The organism is Olsenella sp. An290, from assembly GCF_002159535.1.
Classification (GTDB): domain Bacteria; phylum Actinomycetota; class Coriobacteriia; order Coriobacteriales; family Atopobiaceae; genus Thermophilibacter.
This window is the reverse complement of sequence record NZ_NFIU01000001.1, coordinates 225,107-243,587: the sequence shown is the minus strand read 5'-3', so window position 1 is coordinate 243,587 and position 18,481 is coordinate 225,107. Positions and strand designations below refer to the sequence as shown.

The following is an 18,481-nucleotide window of genomic DNA, read 5'->3' as shown; positions in this document are numbered from 1 at the left end:
GCCCAATCGTCAGGTAACCTATCAAAATTGCCTTTTCTTGATTTTGATAGGTTATCCTATCAAAATAACAATAACGAGAAATTGATAGGTTATTCTCAATACATCGAGATAATGGGGACATTGGAAAGGGGGTCTCATGTACGAGCGAGCTTGCGTGGGCTTGTTGGCGGGCCGCCTTGGCGAACCGCGACGCTTCATCCAAATCGTGGTAGGTTCGCGGCAGACGGGCAAAAGCACCGCCGTAAACCAGGCTCTCTCTCACGTAGAGGCACCCCAGGTTGAGTTCGCCTTCGATCGGCCACGGGACCGACGGTCTCGCAGACTTGAGGAAGTCTGGCAGTCCGCTCGTGAGGTCGCGACAGACGAGGGCGAGGCCATCCTCTCGCTCGATGAGGTCCAGAAGGTCCCCGACTGGTCTGCAACAGTGAAGCACCTGTGGGATGAGGACACGCGACGCGGGCACAATGTAAAGGTGGTTCTGACAGGCTCCTCTACGCTCACCCTCAAGCAGGGCATGTCCGAGTCCCTCAAGGGTCGCTACGAGCTCATTCCCTCAACGCAGTGGTCCTACGGCGAATGCCGAGAGGCCTTTGGCTGCACGCTGGACGAGTACCTCTATTTTGGCGGATATCCCGGAGCGGTGCAGCTCCGCGATGACGAGCCCCGGTGGAGCGCCTATGTGCGCGATGCCATCATCGAGCCAACGCTGACGCAGGACATCCTCGAGATGGAGACGGTTCGCAAGCCCGCCCTTCTCCGGGCGCTATTTGAGGTGGGCGCCACGTATTCTGCCCAGGAAATCTCTTATCGCAAGCTTCTGGGCCAGCTCGACGATCGGGGCAACACAGACACCATCGCACGCTATCTGGAGCTTCTCTCGCATGCAGGACTTATGAGCGGCCTCAGGAAGTATGGCGAGAAGATTCTCAAAGAGCGCGGCAGCTCGCCGAGGCTGCTCGTGCACGACACATCTCTTATGGTGGTCTCCTCGGGAGAGAGTCGAGCGAGGCTGCTCGAGGACGGCGACCGCCGCGGCCACCTCGTGGAGACCGCGGTCGGCACCTACCTCCTCGCCCGGTCGAAGACCGAGCATTTCTCGGTCAACTGGTGGAGAGAGGGATCGGCCGAGGTGGACTTCGTTGTGACGCAAGGCAGAAAAAGGACCGCCATCGAGGTGAAGAGCGGGCGCGTCAAGAGCCTCAAGGGACTTGGTGAGTTCGTTCAGAGGTATCCGGGGACCTACGCGCTCGTTGTCGGCTCAGACGAGTTTCCCGTAGAGGACTTTCTGCTGGGAAGGGTGCCACTCTTCCAGTAGGAGGCTCTTCTCGCCCTGCGCCCCGCTACACTTGGCGCCATCCTCATGGGTGGCGGCCACGAGCCTGGAACCTTCGCAGCGGCGAGACAGGAGCGCGCAGATTCTCGCGGACGCAGCATGCGCCCTCGAGCGGGCCGACACCGACGTCCGAGAAATCGGGAGGTGTCCCAGGCGCCTCGCCGAACGGGTTTCATTCTCAAGAACCCCAGCTCAGCGCCACTGTCAAGACCTTTTGACAGCCCCGGGCCGCCGCCCGCGCCGCGATGTCGTCCACCTTTGATGGTACGATTCCGCCCGAACCGTCACGTTCTTCTCGACAGGGGTCGCGCCAAAGTCGGAGGGAGGCAGACATGGAGCTCGGGAGCCGCATCAAGGAGCATCGCGCGCAGCTGAAGCTCTCGCAGGACGAGCTGGCGGGCCGCATCTACGTGAGCCGCCAGACGATCAGCTCCTGGGAGAACGACAAGACCTACCCCGACGTCCAGAGCCTGCTGCTCCTTGCGGGCGTCTTTGGCACGACCATCGACGAGCTCGTGAGAGGAGACGTGGACACCATGAAGGAAGCTGTCGAGAAGGACATGCAGCTGCTCAAGCACCTGAGCTACACGATGACGGGATTCATCGTGCTCATGCTGCTCGCCCTGGTCTGGTGGACCTACCAGATGACCGTCTGGGACCTTTCCGTCATGCAGACGCTCCCCACCGTGGCACTCGCGGCTGTGCTCTGGGGAATCGTCATGTTTGCCTCCGCGTGGGCCGACCGCATCAAGAAAGAGCACGACCTCGTCACCTATCAGGAGATCATCTCCTTCTGGAACGGCAAGCCGGTTGACCGCGACACCGAGCGCGGCCGGCGCGAGCGGCTCATCCCCCGCTGGATGAAGGTCGTGCGCACCGCAGGCTGGGTGCTCATTGGCGCCGCGGCGGGATGGTTCTTCGGCTACGGGGGCATGTGGCTCGTGGATGCGCTCACCGGATAGCGCGTCCGCAAACGGGGTACGATGAACCCACTGCCGCCCCGTGAAGGAGCCCCCATGGAAAACCCCGAAGCACCCGCCGAGAATCGCCGCATATCCATAGCCCTCAAGCTCTACGGCATCTACTGCCTCGTCACCGCCGTCGCCGTGCTCGCGCTAATGGCTCTCATCGCGGTGCCGCTCGCCCAGTACGGCGCCAGCCTCTTCCGCGAGCACCACGACGTCACGCTCACGATGTCACTCACCATAGCGCAGGTCGTCTTCCTCGCCCTCGGCGCGGTGGGCTACGTCTTCTTTGGCGTGCTCGTGCTCAAGAACCGCCGCCGGCACGTGGCACAGATCGCCTACGGCCTCATCGGCGTGGGCATCACCAACCTCCTACTGGAGATCATGCTCAACGGCTTTGGCGAGAACCTCGTCTACGACGGCGTGCGGCTACTCGTCCTCGTGGTGATCTCCGCCACCATAGACCCCACGCTCATCTCGGAGCGCCGGCTCCAGCGCAAGCTGCGCGACATGGAGCTCGAGGAGGACGCCGAGGACGGCACGCTCGGGCGCGCCAAGGGCGACCGCGGCTTCATCGAGCTGGACTTCTTCAACCTGTTCTGGGTCTTCGTGGTCTGCAGCGTGCTGGGGCTCGTCCTGGAGGTCATCTGGCACATGGTCGTGGTGGACCCGGGCGTCTACCAGGACCGCGCGGGGCTCCTCTACGGGCCCTTCTCGCCCATCTACGGTGTGGGCGCCGTGCTCATGACGGTGGCGCTCAACCGCTTCTACCGGGCCAACCCGGTCGTGATCTTCCTCGTGTCCGCCGTGATCGGCGGGCTCTTCGAGGCGGCGGTCTCCTGGTTCATGCAGGTGGGCTTTGGCGCCGTGGCCTGGGACTACTCGGGCTCCACGATCCTCGGCCTCTTCCCGGACCCGGTGGCCGCGCTCATGGGCGGTCGCACGAGCACGCTCTTCATGTGCATGTGGGGCGTGCTGGGCTTTGTCTGGATCAAGTTCTGCCTGCCGTGGCTGCTCAAGCTCATCAACCTCATCCCCTGGCAGGCGCGCTACTCGGTGACCGCGCTCTGCGCCACGCTCATGCTGGTCAACGCCGTCATGACGCTGCAGTCCCTCGAGTGCTGGTACCAGCGCGAGTGCGGCCTGCCGCCGAGCTCCCCGGTAGAGGAGTTCTACGCCGAGCACTACGGCAACGACTACATGGCCAACCGCTTCCAGTCCATGACGATCACGCCCGAGGACTCCGCCCGCAGCTAGCAGCCGCGCGTCAGGCGAGAAGGACCCGGTGCCGCGGGCCGAGGGCCAGGGGGCCGGAGGTCCGGGGCCGGAGGCCGCCCCTTCCCCGCGGTTACGCACACTCCGGGTGGTTACGTACACTCTGAGCGGTTACGTACACGAAAAAGCACCCTCATCGGAGCGACATCTTGCATTCCAGCAGGTAGACGGGTTGCTGTTGGGTGTACGTAACCAGAAAGCGTGTACGTAACCGTCCGGAGTGTGCGTAACCGTCGGAAATGTACGCAACCAGATGAGGGACGAGGCCGATTGACGACATGAAAGTCCTTCTCGGCTGATCCTGGTCCCGGCCCGGCAATCGTCCTCCCGGATACATACATCCCCACTCGGTTACGTACACGTTTTCCGGTTACGTACACTTTGGCTGGATACGTACACTCGGCCGTACGTCATCTACCTGCAGAAATGCAAAACACCCTATCGAGAAGGACGCCTTTTCCTGTACGTAACCGGCCGGAGTGTACGTAACCCGTCGGGGCACCGGGCGGCAGGGCGGGACAGCGGCACCGGAGACGACGTGACGAACGGCCCGCGCGCCCGCGGGCGAGAAGAACCACCGCCCGACGCGCGCCCGCCGGCTGCCGCCCGCGCTATGCGCCGCCGACGTGCTCGAGGCGCGCGACCAGCTCGGCCGCGCTCACACCAAGCTCGTCGGCGATGCGCTCCACGAGGGTCCGGTTGCAGGCCCGGATGAACGCGGAGGACGCGCGCAGCTTGGCCTCGGTCGAGCGGCTGGCGCGCGCGAGCATCCCCACGCTTCCGCCCACCGCATACTCGAGCTGGGCGACGACCCCGTCGGGAAGCCGCCCGCCCTCGGGCTCCAGCACGGCAACCCAGACCTCGCGCATCGCGTCGAGCGCCACGTCAAAGACGGGGCTCATTCCACCCTTGTCCAGCAGCAGGCACACGCGCGCGATGGCGCGCTGCACAAGCGCGTTCCCGGAGGGCTCCGCGCGCGCGAGGAGGAGGGCGAAGGAGTGGCCCTTGCGGTCCGAGTTCATGACCTCCTGTCGGATGGCCCAGGCAAGGAGCTCGTCGAGGTCGTCAAAGTGGTAGTAGAACGAGCCCCTGCTCACGCCGGCCGCCTCGATGACGTCGCCCACGGAGATCTCCCCCACCGGAAGCTCGGCAAGACAGTCCCAGAGGGCGTCCGCGAGCCTCGCCTTCATACGCTCGGCCGTGCGTGCGCTCACCGCTCCCCCTTAGGCGCCGCGCCCGCGGCCTCGTCCGCCGGGACGTCCGGGCGCGCGTCCATGACGAGCATCTGCAGGCGGTTCTCGATGTTGGCCTGGCTCACGTCCGGGTCGTAGTCCAGCGGCAGCACCTGCGCGTCCGGGTAGAGCTCCTTCACACGCTTGATGATGCCGCGGCCCACCACGTGGTTGGGCAGGCACCCAAAGGGCTGCAGGATCACGAAGTTGCGCACGCCGCGCGCGGCCTGCTCCAGAATCTCCGCCGGGATGAGGATGCCCTCGCCCGCGTCGAAGGTGTGCGGGATGATCGGGTCGCTCTTCTCGGCCAGCTGGGCCATGCTCGCGGGGCGCTCGTAGAGCGGAAAGTCCCGCGCCACGCGGTCGACCAGGGCAAGGGCGGTCGAGAAGATCCGGTCCGCCAGCGCGTTCCAGGCGCGCTCGCGCCCGGGGATGTCCACATGGTACTCGCGGGCCTGCGCGTGCTTGTAGGAGTAGCTCTTGCGGATGACGTCGGCCATGCGCGCCTCCACGACCTCCAGGCCGTTGGCCTCGAGGTAGCGCTCGATCTCGTGGTTGGCCCCGGGGTGGAAGTTGAGCAGGTACTCGCCGACGATAAGAACGCGCGGCCGCAGGTGGGAGCGGTCGTGCGGCACTGCCGAGAGCGCCTCGAGGCCCCGCGGGAAGGCGTCGAGCGCGCCACGGGCGCCGTGCGCAGAGATGCCCTCGATGAGCCCGTCCATGGCCCGCTCGAAGGCGGCGTCCGCGGCGCCCGGCTCGGTCTCGTACGGGCGCACCTTGCGCAGCAGCGCCTCGTAGACGTCCACCATGGCAATGCCGAGGACGAAGTTCGTGGAGGCAGGAACCCCCAGCCGAAAGCCCGGGTGCAGGTCATGGGAGTCCGCGCCGTCGTTGGTGATGATGGGGACCTGCGGGTAGCCCGCGTCGTCGAGCGCCTTGCGCAGCAGCGCGCCATAGTGCGTGAGACGGCAGTCGCCCACGTACTTGGCCATCATGACCGCGGTGCGGTCAGGGTCGTGCCCGCCGCGCTCGAGCTCGGCCAGGATCTCGCCGATCACGATCTGCGCAGGGAAGCAGATGTCGTTGTGCACGTAGCGCTTGCCGAGGCGGATGGCCTCCTCGCGCCCGATCTCCAGCGGCACGGCGCGCAGGCCCTGGCGGCTCACCACGGCCGCCATGAGGCGCGAGAACGCGTGGCTGGTGTTGGGGACGATCACCTCATAGACCTTCTCGTCCCCGCGCTCAAACTTAACTGGATAGGGGTCCGAGAGCGGGCGCGGGTCCGCCGCGCCGCCGGCCGCCCGCGCCGCCGCCCGGCGCTCGCGCACCGTCTCCACGAACGAGCGCACGCGGATGCCAAGCGGGCCCGTGGCGTCGGACTCGTCCAGCTTGAGGATCAGCGGGGCCTTCTCCCCCACCTCGTGCATGAGACGGACGATCTCGTCCGAGAGGTAGGCGTCGTGGCCGCAGCCAAAGCTCACGAGCTGCACGTACTCCAGGCGCGGGTCGCGCGCGGCGATCACGGCCGAGCCGAGCATCCGCTCGTGGAAGTTGTTCACCACGTCGATGCGGCTGGCCGAGAGGTCCACGTCGTGCACGCCCGGCACCGCGTCCGCCGTGAGCACGGGTACGCCCATCCGCACGAAGAGGCCCGGCAGGTCGTGGTTCACGAGCGCGTCGTTCTGGTACGGGCGCGAGGCCAGCGCCACCGCGTAGCCGCCGTCGCGACCCACCTGCTCGAGGACCTCGCGCCCGCGGCGCTCCAGCTCCTCGCGGAAGGCACGCTGGGCCGCCGCGGCCTGCCGAATCGCCGAGCGGGCCTGCACGCGCGTGACGCCCGCCCACGCGCGCAGCCAGTCCATGAGCTGCCCCTCGCGGTCCTTCTTGCTGTACCAGTGGAAGAGCGGCGCGTCAAAGGGGATGCCCCAGCGACGCTCCGGGTTGTCGGAGTTTCTCACCACGAGCGGGTAGCCCTTGACCACGGCGCACATGGACTGGCTCGTGGGCGCGGCGTTGTCCGAGGGGACCGTGGTGATCGAGGGCATGAGGATGCGGTCCACGCCGGCGTCCGCCAGGTCGCGCAGGTGGCCGTGGACGAGCTTGGCCGGGAAGCACACCGTGTCCGAGGTCACGGCCGGAAGCCCCCGCTCGTAGATCGCGCGCGTGCTGCGCCGCGAGAGGTGCGCGCGGTAGCCCACGGCGCGCACGAGGGTGGTCCAGAACGGCGCCCACTCCCAGAGCGCCAGCACGCGCGGCAGGCCGATCACGGGCGCCTTGTCCCCGAGGTCGCGCACGGGCTCCACGGGGTACTCGCGGAAGAGCAGCCGCTCGCGCTCCGCAAAGAGGTTGGGCACGCGGGCGGTGCGCTCGCGGACCTTGCGCTCCTGCGCGCGGACGCCCTCGTCGCGCGGGTCGCCCACGACCTCGCCGCGCGGGCAGCGGTTGCCCGTGACGAAGGACTCCCCGCTGGAGAACACGATCCGGGTGCGACTGCAGTGGTTCTGGCAGAAGGGGCAGGTAAGGCCCGTCTCGGTCTCGTACGAGAACTCTCGCAGGGCGTCAAACCCCACGAAGGCCGTGCGCGGGCGGCAGCCGGTGGCGCGCATGCCCTCCTCGGCGCGCTCGCGCACGAGCTGGGCCACGCCGATGGCCCCCATGAGGCCGGCGTGCGGGGAGCGCGTGACGGGACGGCCCACGCGCTGCTCAAAGGCGCGCAGCACGGCGTCGTTCAGGAAGGTGCCACCCTGCACCACGATCTTCTCGCCCAGCGCGTCCATGCTCGGCACGCGGACGACCTTGGTGAACACGTTCTCGATGATCGAGCGGCAGAGACCGGCCATGATGTCGTCCGGGGACTTGCCGTTGCGCTGCTCGGTCACGATGGAGCTCGTCATGAAGACGGTGCAGCGGCTGCCCAGGTGAGCGGGCGCGCTCGAGCGGAAGGCCGCCTCGGCGATCCCCTCCACGGGGATGCCGAGCGTCCGCGCAAAGGTCTCGAGGAACGAGCCGCAGCCGGAGGAGCAGGCCTCGTTGACCACGACGTTGGTGATGACCCCGTTGTCGAGCCAGATGGCCTTCATGTCCTGCCCGCCGATGTCTAGCACGAAGGTGGCGTCGGGCACGAGGTCGCGGACCGCGCGGGCATGCGCGACGGTCTCCACCACGTGATGGTCCGCGCCAAAGGCCTTGGCAAACATGAGCTCGCCGTAGCCCGTCGTCCCCACGCCCAGGACCTCGAGCTCGTGGCCCGCCGCGCGGTGGCGGCGCGCGAGCTCACGCAGGGCGCGGGCCGCCACGTCAAGCGGCGCACCCTCGTTGGAGGCGTAGAAGGAGTCCACGAGGGCGCCCGTCGCGTCAACGAGGGCAAACTTGGTGGTGGTGCTGCCCGAGTCGATTCCCAGGTAGACCTGGAGCCGACCGTCGACGGGCGCGGCCGGGGTCGGGTCCTCTGGCGCGGCGTGGCGGCGCTCGAAGTCCCAGCGCTCCTCGGCGGACGAGAAGAACGGCGGCGCCGGCGCCTCCCGCTCCGCCGGGCGGCCGTCGAGCTCCTGGAGGACGGCGACGGCACGGGGCACGTCGAGGTCCGCCGGACGGTCGGCGAAGAGCTGCCCCACGGCGAGCGCGGTCCCGCGTGCCATGATGGTCTCGGCGTGCTCCGGGACGATGGCCTCGTCCGGGGCGAGCCCGAGCCGCTCGGAGAACACGCGCACGAGCGTGGGGTCAAACGTGAGCGGGCCTCCCTCAAAGACCACGGGGGCCACCACGTCGAGGCCCTGCGCGAGGCCGCCGATCGTCTGCTTGGCGACGGCGTGCAGCGACGAGAGCGCGATGTCCTCGCGGGAGACGCCCTGGTTGATGAGGGGCTGGATGTCCGTCTTGGCGTAGACGCCGCAGCGGCCGGAGATGTCGTAGACCGTGGTGCCGGCGGCGGCAAGCGCGTCGTAGCCTTCCGGCGCCACCTTGAGCAGCGAGGCGATCTCGTCCAGGAAGGCGCCCGTGCCGCCCGCGCACGAGCCGTTCATGCGCATGTTGGAGACCGTGAGCTCGCCCGTGCGCGGGTCGGGCTCGAAGAAGATGATCTTGGCGTCCTGGCCACCGAGCTCGATGGCCGTGCGCGCCTCCGGGAAGAGCGCGCGGACGGCGATGGAGTTGGCCACGACCTCCTGCACGTAGGGCAGGTCGAGGGCGTCGGCCAGGGTGGACGCGCCCGAGCCGGTGAGAGCCGCCCGGAAAACGGCGCCCGGAAAGGCCTGCCCGAGCTCGGTGAGGACGGAGGCGACCGTGCGCGCCTGCCGCGCCCCGTGGCGCACGTAGCGCGAGAAGACCGTGGCGCCGTCATCGGCGAGCGCGACCACCTTCACCGTCGTGGACCCGATGTCGATGCCGACCGAAAGGGTTCTTCTCGCCTCTGCCATGCGCACCTGCCTTCGCTCGTTTCTGACAGAGGTACTCTAGCAACTCGCGCGCCGGTTTTTAGACAACGTGTCTAAAAAACACAGGCCTGAGAGATGGGCCGGCCGGGCAGCGCGGCGTTCGGGCAGTGCGGTCCCGGCGTCCGGGCAGCGCGACGCCGTCGATTAACGCACAAAATCTGACATGTGCGTTATTTTTACCTGCGGATATAAAAAACTGTGTCAGATTTTGTGCGTTAATCGACGGTGCCGGACGAGAAGAACGACGACACCGAACAAGAAGGCCGCAGGTACCGGGTGAGAGGGACGCGGGCGCCAGACGAGAAGAACGGACGAGAAGCCCGCGGCCCCAGACCGCGCGCGGCCAGGCCGGCTACGCGCGCGGGCCGTCCAGGTAACCCCGCTGGGGCCGGCCCAGGCGATGGGCGGCCACCAGGATTCCCACGCCCAGAAGCACGAGCGGCAGGCTCAGCAGCTGGCCCATCGTGATGGGACCGAAGAGGTAGCCGAGCTGGGCGTCCGGCACGCGGACAAACTCGATTAGGAAGCGAAAGACACCGTAGAGCGTGAGGAACCAGCCCGTGAAGGTGCCCTGCGGGCGCGGCGGCACGCGGCGCGAGAGCGCATAGAGCACCGCAAAGATCACAAGACCCTCGAGGACGGCCTCGTAGAGCTGCGAGGGATGGCGGTAGACCGCGCCGCCCGTCTCAAACATGACGCCCCAGGGGAGGTCCGTCTCCTTGCCCCAGAGCTCTCCGTTCACAAAGTTGGCGCAGCGGCCAAAGAACAGGCCGAGCGGCGCGCCGATGACGCCGAGGTCGCACACGGACGCCACGGAGATCCCGTAGTGGCGGCACACGAGCGACCCGCCCACCACGGCGCCCACCAGGCCCCCGTGAAAGCTCATGCCCCCGTGGCTCAGCATGATGATCTCGAGCGGGTTCTCAAGGTAGTAGCCCGCCCCGTAGAAGAGCACGTAGAACAGGCGCGCGCCGACGATGATGCCAAAGACGATCCCCATCATGATGGAGAAGACGTCGTCGACGGAAAGGCCGAGCCTCCAGCGGCGCTGCGTGCGCCACATCACCACGCCCGCAAGGACAAAGCCGGCCAGGTAGGCCAGGGCGTACCAGCGCACCGTGAACGGCCCCAGCGAGAAGGCCACCGGGTCGAGGGCGTGGTAGAGCTCGTTCAGGAACACGTTCTTCTCGCCCGTCTAGAAGGCGGCGGGCTGGACGCGCGTCACGCCGGGCACGTGCTCCATGAGGATGCGCTCGATGCCCTCGGACATGTCGAGCGAGGAGAGCGGGCAGCCGGCGCAGGCGCCCTGCATCTCCAGGGTGACCACACCGTCGTCGGTGACGTCGATGAGGGCCACGTCGCCGCCGTCGGCCTGGAGGCTCTGGCGGATGACGTCGAGGGTTGCGTCGAGAAGTGCGCGGTCAACGGCCATGGGAGGTCCTTTCTTCAGGGGCGCGCGGGCCGGAGGGACCCGCGAGCTGGGATGTGTCCGCAGAACATGTTACCCAATGCCCGCGAAAAGATGACCGGAGGTCGCGCCGGCGACGCGCTGGGCCGGGCGCCGGCCGGCGCGGGCGGCCGCGAGGGCACGGACGGCGCGCTCCACCGCAAAGGTGACCTCGCCCTCGTCCATGAGCTCGCCGTCCACGAGCAGACGCTCCACGCCGGCCGCCACGAGCTCGGCCGTCTGCGGCGTCGCGTCAAGCGGGTGGGCCGACCAGATGCGCGAGCGACCGTTTATGTCCGTGCGGACGGGCAGGTCGCGGCCGTCGATGTCGCGCAGGGAAAGCCGCCGGGCGCGCTCGGGGCACCGGGCGCAGTCGTGCCGGCAGCGGCCGAGCGCCTGCAGGACGCAGTGCTCGCTCGTCATGACGCGCTCGCGGCCAAAGACGGCAAGGCCCACCGGAACGCGGGACGCGCGCGCGAGGGCGCAGACCTCCTCGAGCGTGAGCTCGGGCGAGAGCCAGACGCCGGCCGCGCCCGCGTCCGCAAGGGCGCCGAGGCAGGCCTCGTTGTGCACCGGGACGCAGGAGCGGACCTCGGCCAGCGCGCCTCGCTCGGCGGCGAGCGCGAGCTCGGAGACGTTGCCCACGGCCACGGGCTCGCCCAGGCGCACCCAGGGGTCGAGCCGGTCGTGGTCCGCCTCGCGGCAGACCTCGTCGAGCCAGGGGATGACGCAGGCGGGCCACGCGCCGCGCGCGAGCGCGTCGGCGGGCGCGTAGACGCGCTCGGCGCCCGCCGCGAGCGCCGCCTCGGCGCAGGCCGGCGTCACCACGAGCGCGCACACGCACGGGCGTGCAGGGGGGACAGTCACTTCTGCACGCGCCGGCACGGGCGTGCAGAAGTGACTGTCCCCTTTGCACGCCTCCCTGCTCGCGTACGGGGCGAGCAGCGCCTCCTCAAGACGGGAGCAGGCCTCGGCACGTACCTGGTGCACGGCCGAGAAGGACATGCCGCAGCCCGGGTCCAGCTCAACCGAGAAGCTCACGGGCTCAAAGGCGCTCTGGCCCATGCGGCCCACGTGCTCCACGAGGTCGGCCTCCGAGACGGCGCGGGTCCGCGCCGCCTCCACGACAAAGCCCTCCGCCCGCGCCGTCGTGGCGCCATCGGCGCACGTGAGCTCCACGGCGAACGGCGCCCCGAGCCGCGCGGTCACGCGCACGTGCACGGCCCGTCGCCGGACCACGTCCCGGTCCGCCACGCGCGCCGCCTCGTCGAGCGCCCGCTGCGAGCGGATCACGCGCACGAGCGAGCCCGCGGGCATCGGGCGCGCCGCGCGACAGCAGATCGTCTCGCCCGCGGCGGCGTCGGCGGGCGCGTGGACGGTGAGGAACTGCGTGGGGTCGTCGGCGGGGCGCAGCTCCAGGAGGTCGCCCTCCCCCACCGGCGCGTCAAGCCGCACGTCGACGTCGGCGCGGGTGTGCCGACGCAGCCGCTCGCGACCGCCGCGCCCGCCCCCGCGGCGCACGACGGCGTCCTCGAGCGCGCGCGACCCCACGACCTCACCCACAAGCTCCCCGCGGTTGTTGGAGCGCTCGTAGCTCATCATGTCGTTGTCGGAGCGCCCCCAGAGGTAGCTGTCCGTGAAGTCGCGGTTGAAGGCGCGCTTGAGCCGGCGGTGGCGCGCGGCCTCGGCGGCCGGGTCGTCCGCGCCCGCGGCAAGCGCGTCGATCGCGTCGCGGTAGGCAGAGATCACGGAGAAGACGTAGTCGGGCGCCTTCATGCGGCCCTCGACCTTGACCGAGCCCACGCCCGCGTCGCGCATCTCGGCGAGATGGTCGACGGTGCAGTAGTCCTTGGGGCAGAGCAGGCGGGTGCCGCCGACCCCGCGGTTCTTCTCGACGAGCCCCTGCGTGGCCACGCCGGGAATCTCCATCACGCGGCCGTCCTCGTCCACGAGGTCGTAGGGCAGCCGGCACGGCTGCGCGCAGAGGCCGCGGTTGGCCGAGCGCCCGCCGGAAAGCGAGCTCATGAGGCACACGCCCGAGTAGCAGAAGCAGAGCGCCCCGTGCCCGAAGCACTCCAGCTCCACGCCCTCCTCGGCGATGCGAGAGATCTCGGCCAGGGAGAGCTCGCGCGAGAGCGTCACGCGGTCCGCCCCCCAGACGTCGCGACACCACGCCACGCCGCGGGCGTCCTGCACGTTGGCCTGCGTGGAGACGTGGGTCTCTATCTGCGGCCACCGGCGGCGGACCTCCGCCAGAAGGCCCCAGTCCTGGATGATGAAGGCGTCGGCCCCGAGCAGCCACGCGCTCCGCACGAGCCCCAGCACGCGCGGCAGCTCCTCGGTGGACACGGCCACGTTCACGGTCACGTAGACGCGAGCGTCGGCCAGGTGCGCCCGACGGCACGCGGCGGCGAAGCTCTCCTCGTCAAAGTTCCTGGCACCGCGCCGGGCGTTGAAGTCGTTGCCCAGGCCGCAGTAGATGGCGTCGGCGCCGGCCGCGAGCGCCGCGTTGAACGGCTCCGGCCCGCCCGCGGGCGCCAGCAGCTCCGGCACGCCGTGGGCCTCAAGGAACGTGGTCCTTCTTGTCATGGCCTTACCGTCTCCTCCGTCCTTACAGAACAACACGCACAGCTCCGTTTCACTTCATACATCCGCAGATGGGAAAGGTAGTTACGGAACTGTGCGTGCTCATGACGTTGTGCTGGCAGGAAGGGCGCAGGACGCGTCCCTACACCAGGCGCGCCCAGCGCTTCTTGCCGGACTGGACCGTCGTGCCCGCCGAGAAGAGCGACGCCTCGACGTTGTAGCACTTGGGGGCCACGGCCTCGCCGTTGATCTTGACGCCGCCGCCGTCCACGAGGCGGCGCGCCTCGCCGGCGGACTTGGCGATGCCCACCTCCACGAGGAGCTTGCCCAGGTAGACCTTGCCCTCGTCGTTGACCTCGGCCACGGAGAGGGAGAACTCCGGCATGTCCTCGGGCGCCTCGGCGCGCTTGAACTGCGCGTCAAAGGCGGCGCTCGCCGCGGCGCCGGCGCCCTCGCCGTGGTAGAGGTCCACGATGTTGGCGGCAAGCTCGCGCTTGAGCGCGTACGGGTCGGCGGAGCCGTCCGCGAAGGCGGCGTCGATGGCGTCGAGCTTGTCCATGTCGGCCGTGGAGCACAGGCGCCAGTAGAGCGGCACCAGCTCGTCGGTGATGGACATGACCTTGCCGTACATGTCGGCCGGCTCGTCGGTGAGGCCCACGTAGTTGCCGTAGCTCTTGGACATCTTCTTGTGGCCGTCGGTGCCCACCAGAAGCGGCATCGTGAGGGCCACCTGCGGCTCCATGCCCATGGCGCGCATGAGGTCGCGGCCGGCGAGGAGGTTGAAGATCTGGTCGTTGCCGCCCATCTCGAGGTCGGCCTTGATGACCACGGAGTCGTAGGCCTGGAGCACCGGGTAGATGAACTCGTGCAGACCGATGGACTTGCCCTCGGTGTAGCGGTTGTGGAAGTCCTCGCGCTCGAGGATGCGGGCCACGTTGAACTGGCTCATGATCTTGAGCATCTCGGCGAGGTTCAGGCCCTTGAGCCACTCGCCGTTGTGCAGGACCGTGGTCTTCTCAGGGTCGAGCACCTTCATGGCCTGCTCGACGTAGGTCTGGGCGTTGGCCTCGACCTGCTCCTCGGTGAGGGGCGGGCGGGTGGAGTCACGGCCGGACGGGTCGCCGATGAGCGCCGTGCCGTTTCCGATGATGAGCGTCACGTTGTGGCCGAGGTCCTGGAACTGGCGCATCTTGCGCAGCGGCACCGCGTGGCCCAGGTGCAGGTCCGGGGAGGTGGGGTCGACACCCAGCTTGATGTTCAGGGGCTCGCCCTTCTCGAGCTTCTTCTTGAGCTCGTCGAGCGGCACGATCTGCATCGTCCCGGACGTGATCACCTTGAGCTGTTCGTCGACTGGCAGCAAATCTCTGTCCTCCATAGGGTCTTCGCGTATCCAAACGCCGCGCAGGGCGCCCACATGACACATCAGCATACCGCAGGGCCGCGAAAAAGGGGCGGAAAACGTGGTCCTTTCCGTCGTCCGCGGCGCCGCGGGCGCCGGGCGAGAAGAACCTCGCGTCCACGGTCTCAACACGGCGATGCTCCGTCTGGGAACGCATTCCCGGTACCAACTATAATGTTGGACAGTTGTGGACCGATCTCCCAGACAGGAGGAGTAGATGGGGATCAGAACCCGCCGCGCTCGAAAGCACTCCCAGACGCACATCGCAGGCTTTGGCCTGGCCGGAGCGTTTGGCTTCATCGCGCTGCTCATCGTCGCCCTTGCGCTTTCCCTGGGCGGGGTGGTGAGCACCTGGCTCCAGGACCTGCCCGACTACACCTCGGCCGACGCCTACCTCGTCGCCGAGCCCACGCGCGTCTACGACGCGGACGGCAACGAGATCGCCGCCTACTACCTCCAGAACCGCCGCTCGGTCACGCTCGACCAGATTTCCGACTACGTCAAGCTGGGCGTGGTGGACACCGAGGACAAGCGCTTCTACGAGCACAACGGCGTCGACCCGCAGGGCATCCTGCGCGCCGTCGTGGGCCAGATCACGGGCTCCGGGGACGCGGGCGGCGGCTCCACGATCACGCAGCAGCTCGTGCGCAACACGGTCCTGTCCGACGAGCAGTTCGAGCAGTCCCTCAAGCGCAAAGTGCGCGAGGCCTACATCGCCATCCAGATGGAGAAGGAGTACACGAAGGAGCAGATCCTCAACATGTACCTCAACACCATCTACTACGGCAACGGGGCCTACGGCATCGAGGCGGCGAGCATCACCTACTTCAACAAGCACGCGAGCGACCTCACGCTCGGCGAGTCCGCCATCCTGGCGGGCCTTCCCAACTCCCCCAACTACTACGACCCCTTCGTCAACCCCGAGGGCTGCAAGGAGCGCCGCAACCTCGTGCTGCGCCGCATGCTCGAGGCCGGCCACATAACCCAGGAGGAGTACGACGCCACCTGCGCCGAGGAGATCACCCTCAACCCCGGCGAGCTCGCCGACTCCCAGGGCACCTACCCCTACTTCACGGACTACGTGAAGGACCTCCTACTCCAGGACTTCTCCTCCGACACCGTCATGCAGGGCGGCCTCAAGGTCTACACCACCCTCGTCCCCGCCTACCAGCAGGCCGCCGAGGAGGCCTCCCAGCACGTCACCACGCTCTTCAACGACCCCAAGGTCAACGCCGCGCTCGTCTCCATTGACAACTCCAACGGCCACATCGTGGCCATGGTGGGCGGCCAGCACTACGGCAACAACGCCGAGGCCGGCGAGTCCCAGGTCAACACCGCCATCGCTCGGCGCCAGGCGGGCTCCACGTTCAAGGCCTTCACGCTCCTCGCGGCCATGCTCGACGGCATGAGCCCCTCGACCCTCATCAACTGCAACTCCCCGCTCACCATTGGCACGTGGCCCGTCAGCAACATCTACAACTCGCAGTACGGCACCGTCACCCTGGCGCGCGCCACCGAGGTCTCCTCCAACACGGGCTACGCGCAGGTCATCACGGCCATCGGCGTCGACAAGCTCATCGAGACGGCCAAGCTCGTGGGCATTGACTCCACGATCGAGCCCTTCCCGGCCTCCACGCTGGGCACCTCCCCGGTCACCCCGCTCGAGATGGCGGAGGGCTACTCCACCATCCTCTCGGGCGGCGTGCACCGCAACCCCATCGCCATCACCAAGATCGAGGACCGCAACGGCAACGTGGTCTACGAGCACCAGGACGACGCCGAGCAGGTCATCGACTCCGCCGTGGCCTGCGACGCCATCGAGGTCCTCGAGGGGGTCTTCAACGCCGGCTACACCACCAACTACGCCAAGCCGCACTACACCGCCAGCCAGCCCATCGCCGCCAAGACCGGTACCGCCGAAAACGCCGCCGACCTCTGGTTCTGCGGAGGCTCCCCGCAGCTCACCACCGCCGTGTGGGTGGGCAACATCGAGGGTTCCACGCCGCTGTACCTCTACGGCTCCTACGCCACCACCGCCAACACCGCCCAGCCCATCTGGACGGAGTACATGAACACGGTGCTCGCCGGTACGGAGCGCGCCGAGTTCCCGACCTCCGACCACGACGCCACTTACAAGTCCAACAGCACCTGGAAGTTTGCCGCGGGCAGCTACAACGGCAGCTCCAACCAGGGTTCCAACCAGAACTCCAACCAGGACGACACCAGCCAGAACGTCGTCGAGCAGCCCACCTACACGCCGACGGAGCCCACGGTCCCCACCACGCCGGAAGAGCCCTCCACGCCGACGGAGCCCACGGTCCCCACCACGCCGGAAGAGCCCACCACGCCGACGGAGCCCACGGAGCCCACCACGCCGGAAGAGCCCACGGAGCCCGACCCCGACCCCTCGGTCCCGGACCCCGACCCGGTGACGCCGACCCGCAGCCGACGCTACCCCTAGAGGCGGCAGGGCGAACAGAGCACCTTTGACGGGCGGCCGGACCTCCGGTCGCCCGTTTTTTGTGCCCCCCGGGGCCCTTTTTGCGGCACCGCTTTAGCCCTCAATGATTGATTGACAGGTTTTGATACCTACCGCTCCCCGATATTACATTCATAGGGAAAGGGTTTCGCAGCATGCGTGCCGTATCATGCGATAAGGACTCTTCTCTGTTGCAACACACGTTCACGGAGTGGCTCATATGACGAATCACGACCTTGACCGGCGCTCGCGGCCGTCTCTTCCCTCACACCCCGGCTCTTCTCGCCAATATGTGGGGGGACAGGCACGCGTTCCGCGTCAGACCGTCTATCATGGGCCAACGGGAACCCGGAGCCGCGGCGGCAACCTGCGCGGCGGGCGCGGCGGCAGGTCGCGCGGGGGACGTCCCATCCAGACCCGCCCCCTCAGCTTTCAGGGCGGTCGCGGCGGCGGGCGAGGAGTTGACCGGCGCCTGATCATTCTGGGGGCGCTCGCCCTTGTGCTCGTGGTTCTTCTTGTCGTGGGAGTTTCGAGCTGCGTGAGGGGCTGCTCCGCGAGCGAGCCCGCCCAGGGCGAGGTCAACGAGGTCGACGCCCGCGTGGCCGCCGGCGTCAGCGAGGACCTCACCAAGCGGCTTGCCGAGCGCCTCAACCAGAACGAGCAGTTTGCCACCATTGCCGCCAACGCGAGCCAGTACAAGGACGAGGGGCTCCTCGAGCTTGCCCTCAGGGTCCCCGACGCGGTGGGCTTTGTGGCGTCCTACCCCACCCTGGACAAGACTGCCCAGCCCTACGGCGAGGCCGTGACGCAGGGGACGGTCCCCCAGCTCTGGTGCTGGGACGCTCGCTGGGGCGCCGTCGACTACGCGGAGGGGCCGCTCGCCCTCACCGGCTCCGGGCCCACCGCGCTCTCCATGGTCTACATGGGCCTCACGGGCAAGACCGATCAGTCCCCCGCCGACATCGCCGCGGCCGTGACCGAGGCGGAGCTCACGGGCGGAGACGCCCACATGGACGGCAGCTACCTCGAGGACCACGCGGGCGACCTGGGGCTCTCCTGCAAGGTCTATGCCTCCAACGCGGACAACATCCCCGCGGTGCTCGACAGCGGCATCTACATCCTCGCCGAGGCCAAGGCCGACACCCTCACCGAGAGCGCGCACTGGATCGTCATCGTGGGCGAGAACGGGGACGGCAGCGTGGACGTCTACGACCCCACCTCCCCCGACGTGAGCGCGCGCCCGTGGGCCCCCGGCACCATCGCCTCCGCCTGCGACAACCTCTACGCCCTCACCCTCGGCTCGTCGGGCGACGCCGAGTAGGAGCCCGGCGG

Annotated in this window: 11 protein-coding genes; 5 read left to right on the top strand and 6 right to left on the bottom strand. The window is 68.2% G+C overall.

Annotation, left to right across the window (positions count from 1 at the left end):
• Positions 1-136 precede the first annotated feature (136 nt).
• The 3 genes from B5F84_RS01125 to B5F84_RS01115 all read left to right on the top strand — a co-directional run bounded on the left by B5F84_RS01125 (position 137) and on the right by B5F84_RS01115 (position 3,555).
• The gene (locus B5F84_RS01125) at positions 137-1,315 is read left to right on the top strand and encodes an ATP-binding protein (protein WP_087319829.1); all 1,179 of its coding nucleotides are present in this window, start codon (positions 137-139) and stop codon (positions 1,313-1,315) included.
• A gap of 350 nt (positions 1,316-1,665) precedes the next feature.
• On the top strand, positions 1,666-2,295 hold the full coding sequence (locus B5F84_RS01120) for a helix-turn-helix transcriptional regulator (RefSeq protein ID WP_087319827.1): 630 nt from the start codon (positions 1,666-1,668) through the stop codon (positions 2,293-2,295).
• A 54-nt stretch (positions 2,296-2,349) separates the two neighbouring features.
• Positions 2,350-3,555, top strand: coding sequence for a putative ABC transporter permease (locus B5F84_RS01115; protein WP_239378158.1), 1,206 nt, complete (start codon positions 2,350-2,352; stop codon positions 3,553-3,555).
• 629 nt (positions 3,556-4,184) lie between these two features.
• Here B5F84_RS01115 and B5F84_RS01110 read toward each other — a convergent pair.
• The 6 genes from B5F84_RS01110 to tyrS all read right to left on the bottom strand — a co-directional run bounded on the left by B5F84_RS01110 (position 4,185) and on the right by tyrS (position 14,631).
• A complete protein-coding gene (locus B5F84_RS01110) occupies positions 4,185-4,787 on the bottom strand; it encodes a TetR/AcrR family transcriptional regulator (protein WP_143786022.1) in 603 nt (200 codons plus the stop codon).
• Positions 4,784-9,220: an acyl-CoA dehydratase activase gene (locus tag B5F84_RS01105; RefSeq protein WP_087319822.1), complete on the bottom strand. Its 4,437-nt coding sequence runs from the start codon at positions 9,218-9,220 to the stop codon at positions 4,784-4,786. The genes B5F84_RS01110 and B5F84_RS01105 overlap by 4 nt, the downstream gene beginning before the upstream one ends.
• A 370-nt stretch (positions 9,221-9,590) precedes the next feature.
• Positions 9,591-10,418 carry a prolipoprotein diacylglyceryl transferase gene (lgt, locus tag B5F84_RS01100; protein WP_087319820.1) on the bottom strand — a complete coding sequence of 276 codons (828 nt, stop codon included), beginning with the start codon at positions 10,416-10,418 and terminating at the stop codon, positions 9,591-9,593.
• A 15-nt stretch (positions 10,419-10,433) separates the two neighbouring features.
• Positions 10,434-10,670, bottom strand: coding sequence for a NifU family protein (locus tag B5F84_RS01095; protein WP_087226890.1), 237 nt, complete (start codon positions 10,668-10,670; stop codon positions 10,434-10,436).
• 69 nt (positions 10,671-10,739) lie between these two features.
• Positions 10,740-13,274, bottom strand: a complete 2,535-nt coding sequence (locus tag B5F84_RS01090) for a U32 family peptidase (protein WP_087319818.1) — start codon at positions 13,272-13,274, stop codon at positions 10,740-10,742.
• Between the two features lie 139 nt (positions 13,275-13,413).
• Entirely contained in the window at positions 13,414-14,631 is a 1,218-nt protein-coding gene (gene tyrS, locus B5F84_RS01085; RefSeq protein ID WP_087319816.1) for a tyrosine--tRNA ligase, read from the bottom strand.
• 256 nt (positions 14,632-14,887) lie between these two features.
• Between tyrS and B5F84_RS01080 the strand changes: the two genes are divergently transcribed.
• Positions 14,888-17,131 carry a transglycosylase domain-containing protein gene (locus B5F84_RS01080; protein WP_087319814.1) on the top strand — a complete coding sequence of 748 codons (2,244 nt, stop codon included), beginning with the start codon at positions 14,888-14,890 and terminating at the stop codon, positions 17,129-17,131.
• 523 nt (positions 17,132-17,654) lie between these two features.
• Positions 17,655-18,470, top strand: a complete 816-nt coding sequence (locus B5F84_RS01075; protein ID WP_239378157.1) for a papain-like cysteine protease family protein — start codon at positions 17,655-17,657, stop codon at positions 18,468-18,470.
• Positions 18,471-18,481: the final 11 nt, after the last annotated feature.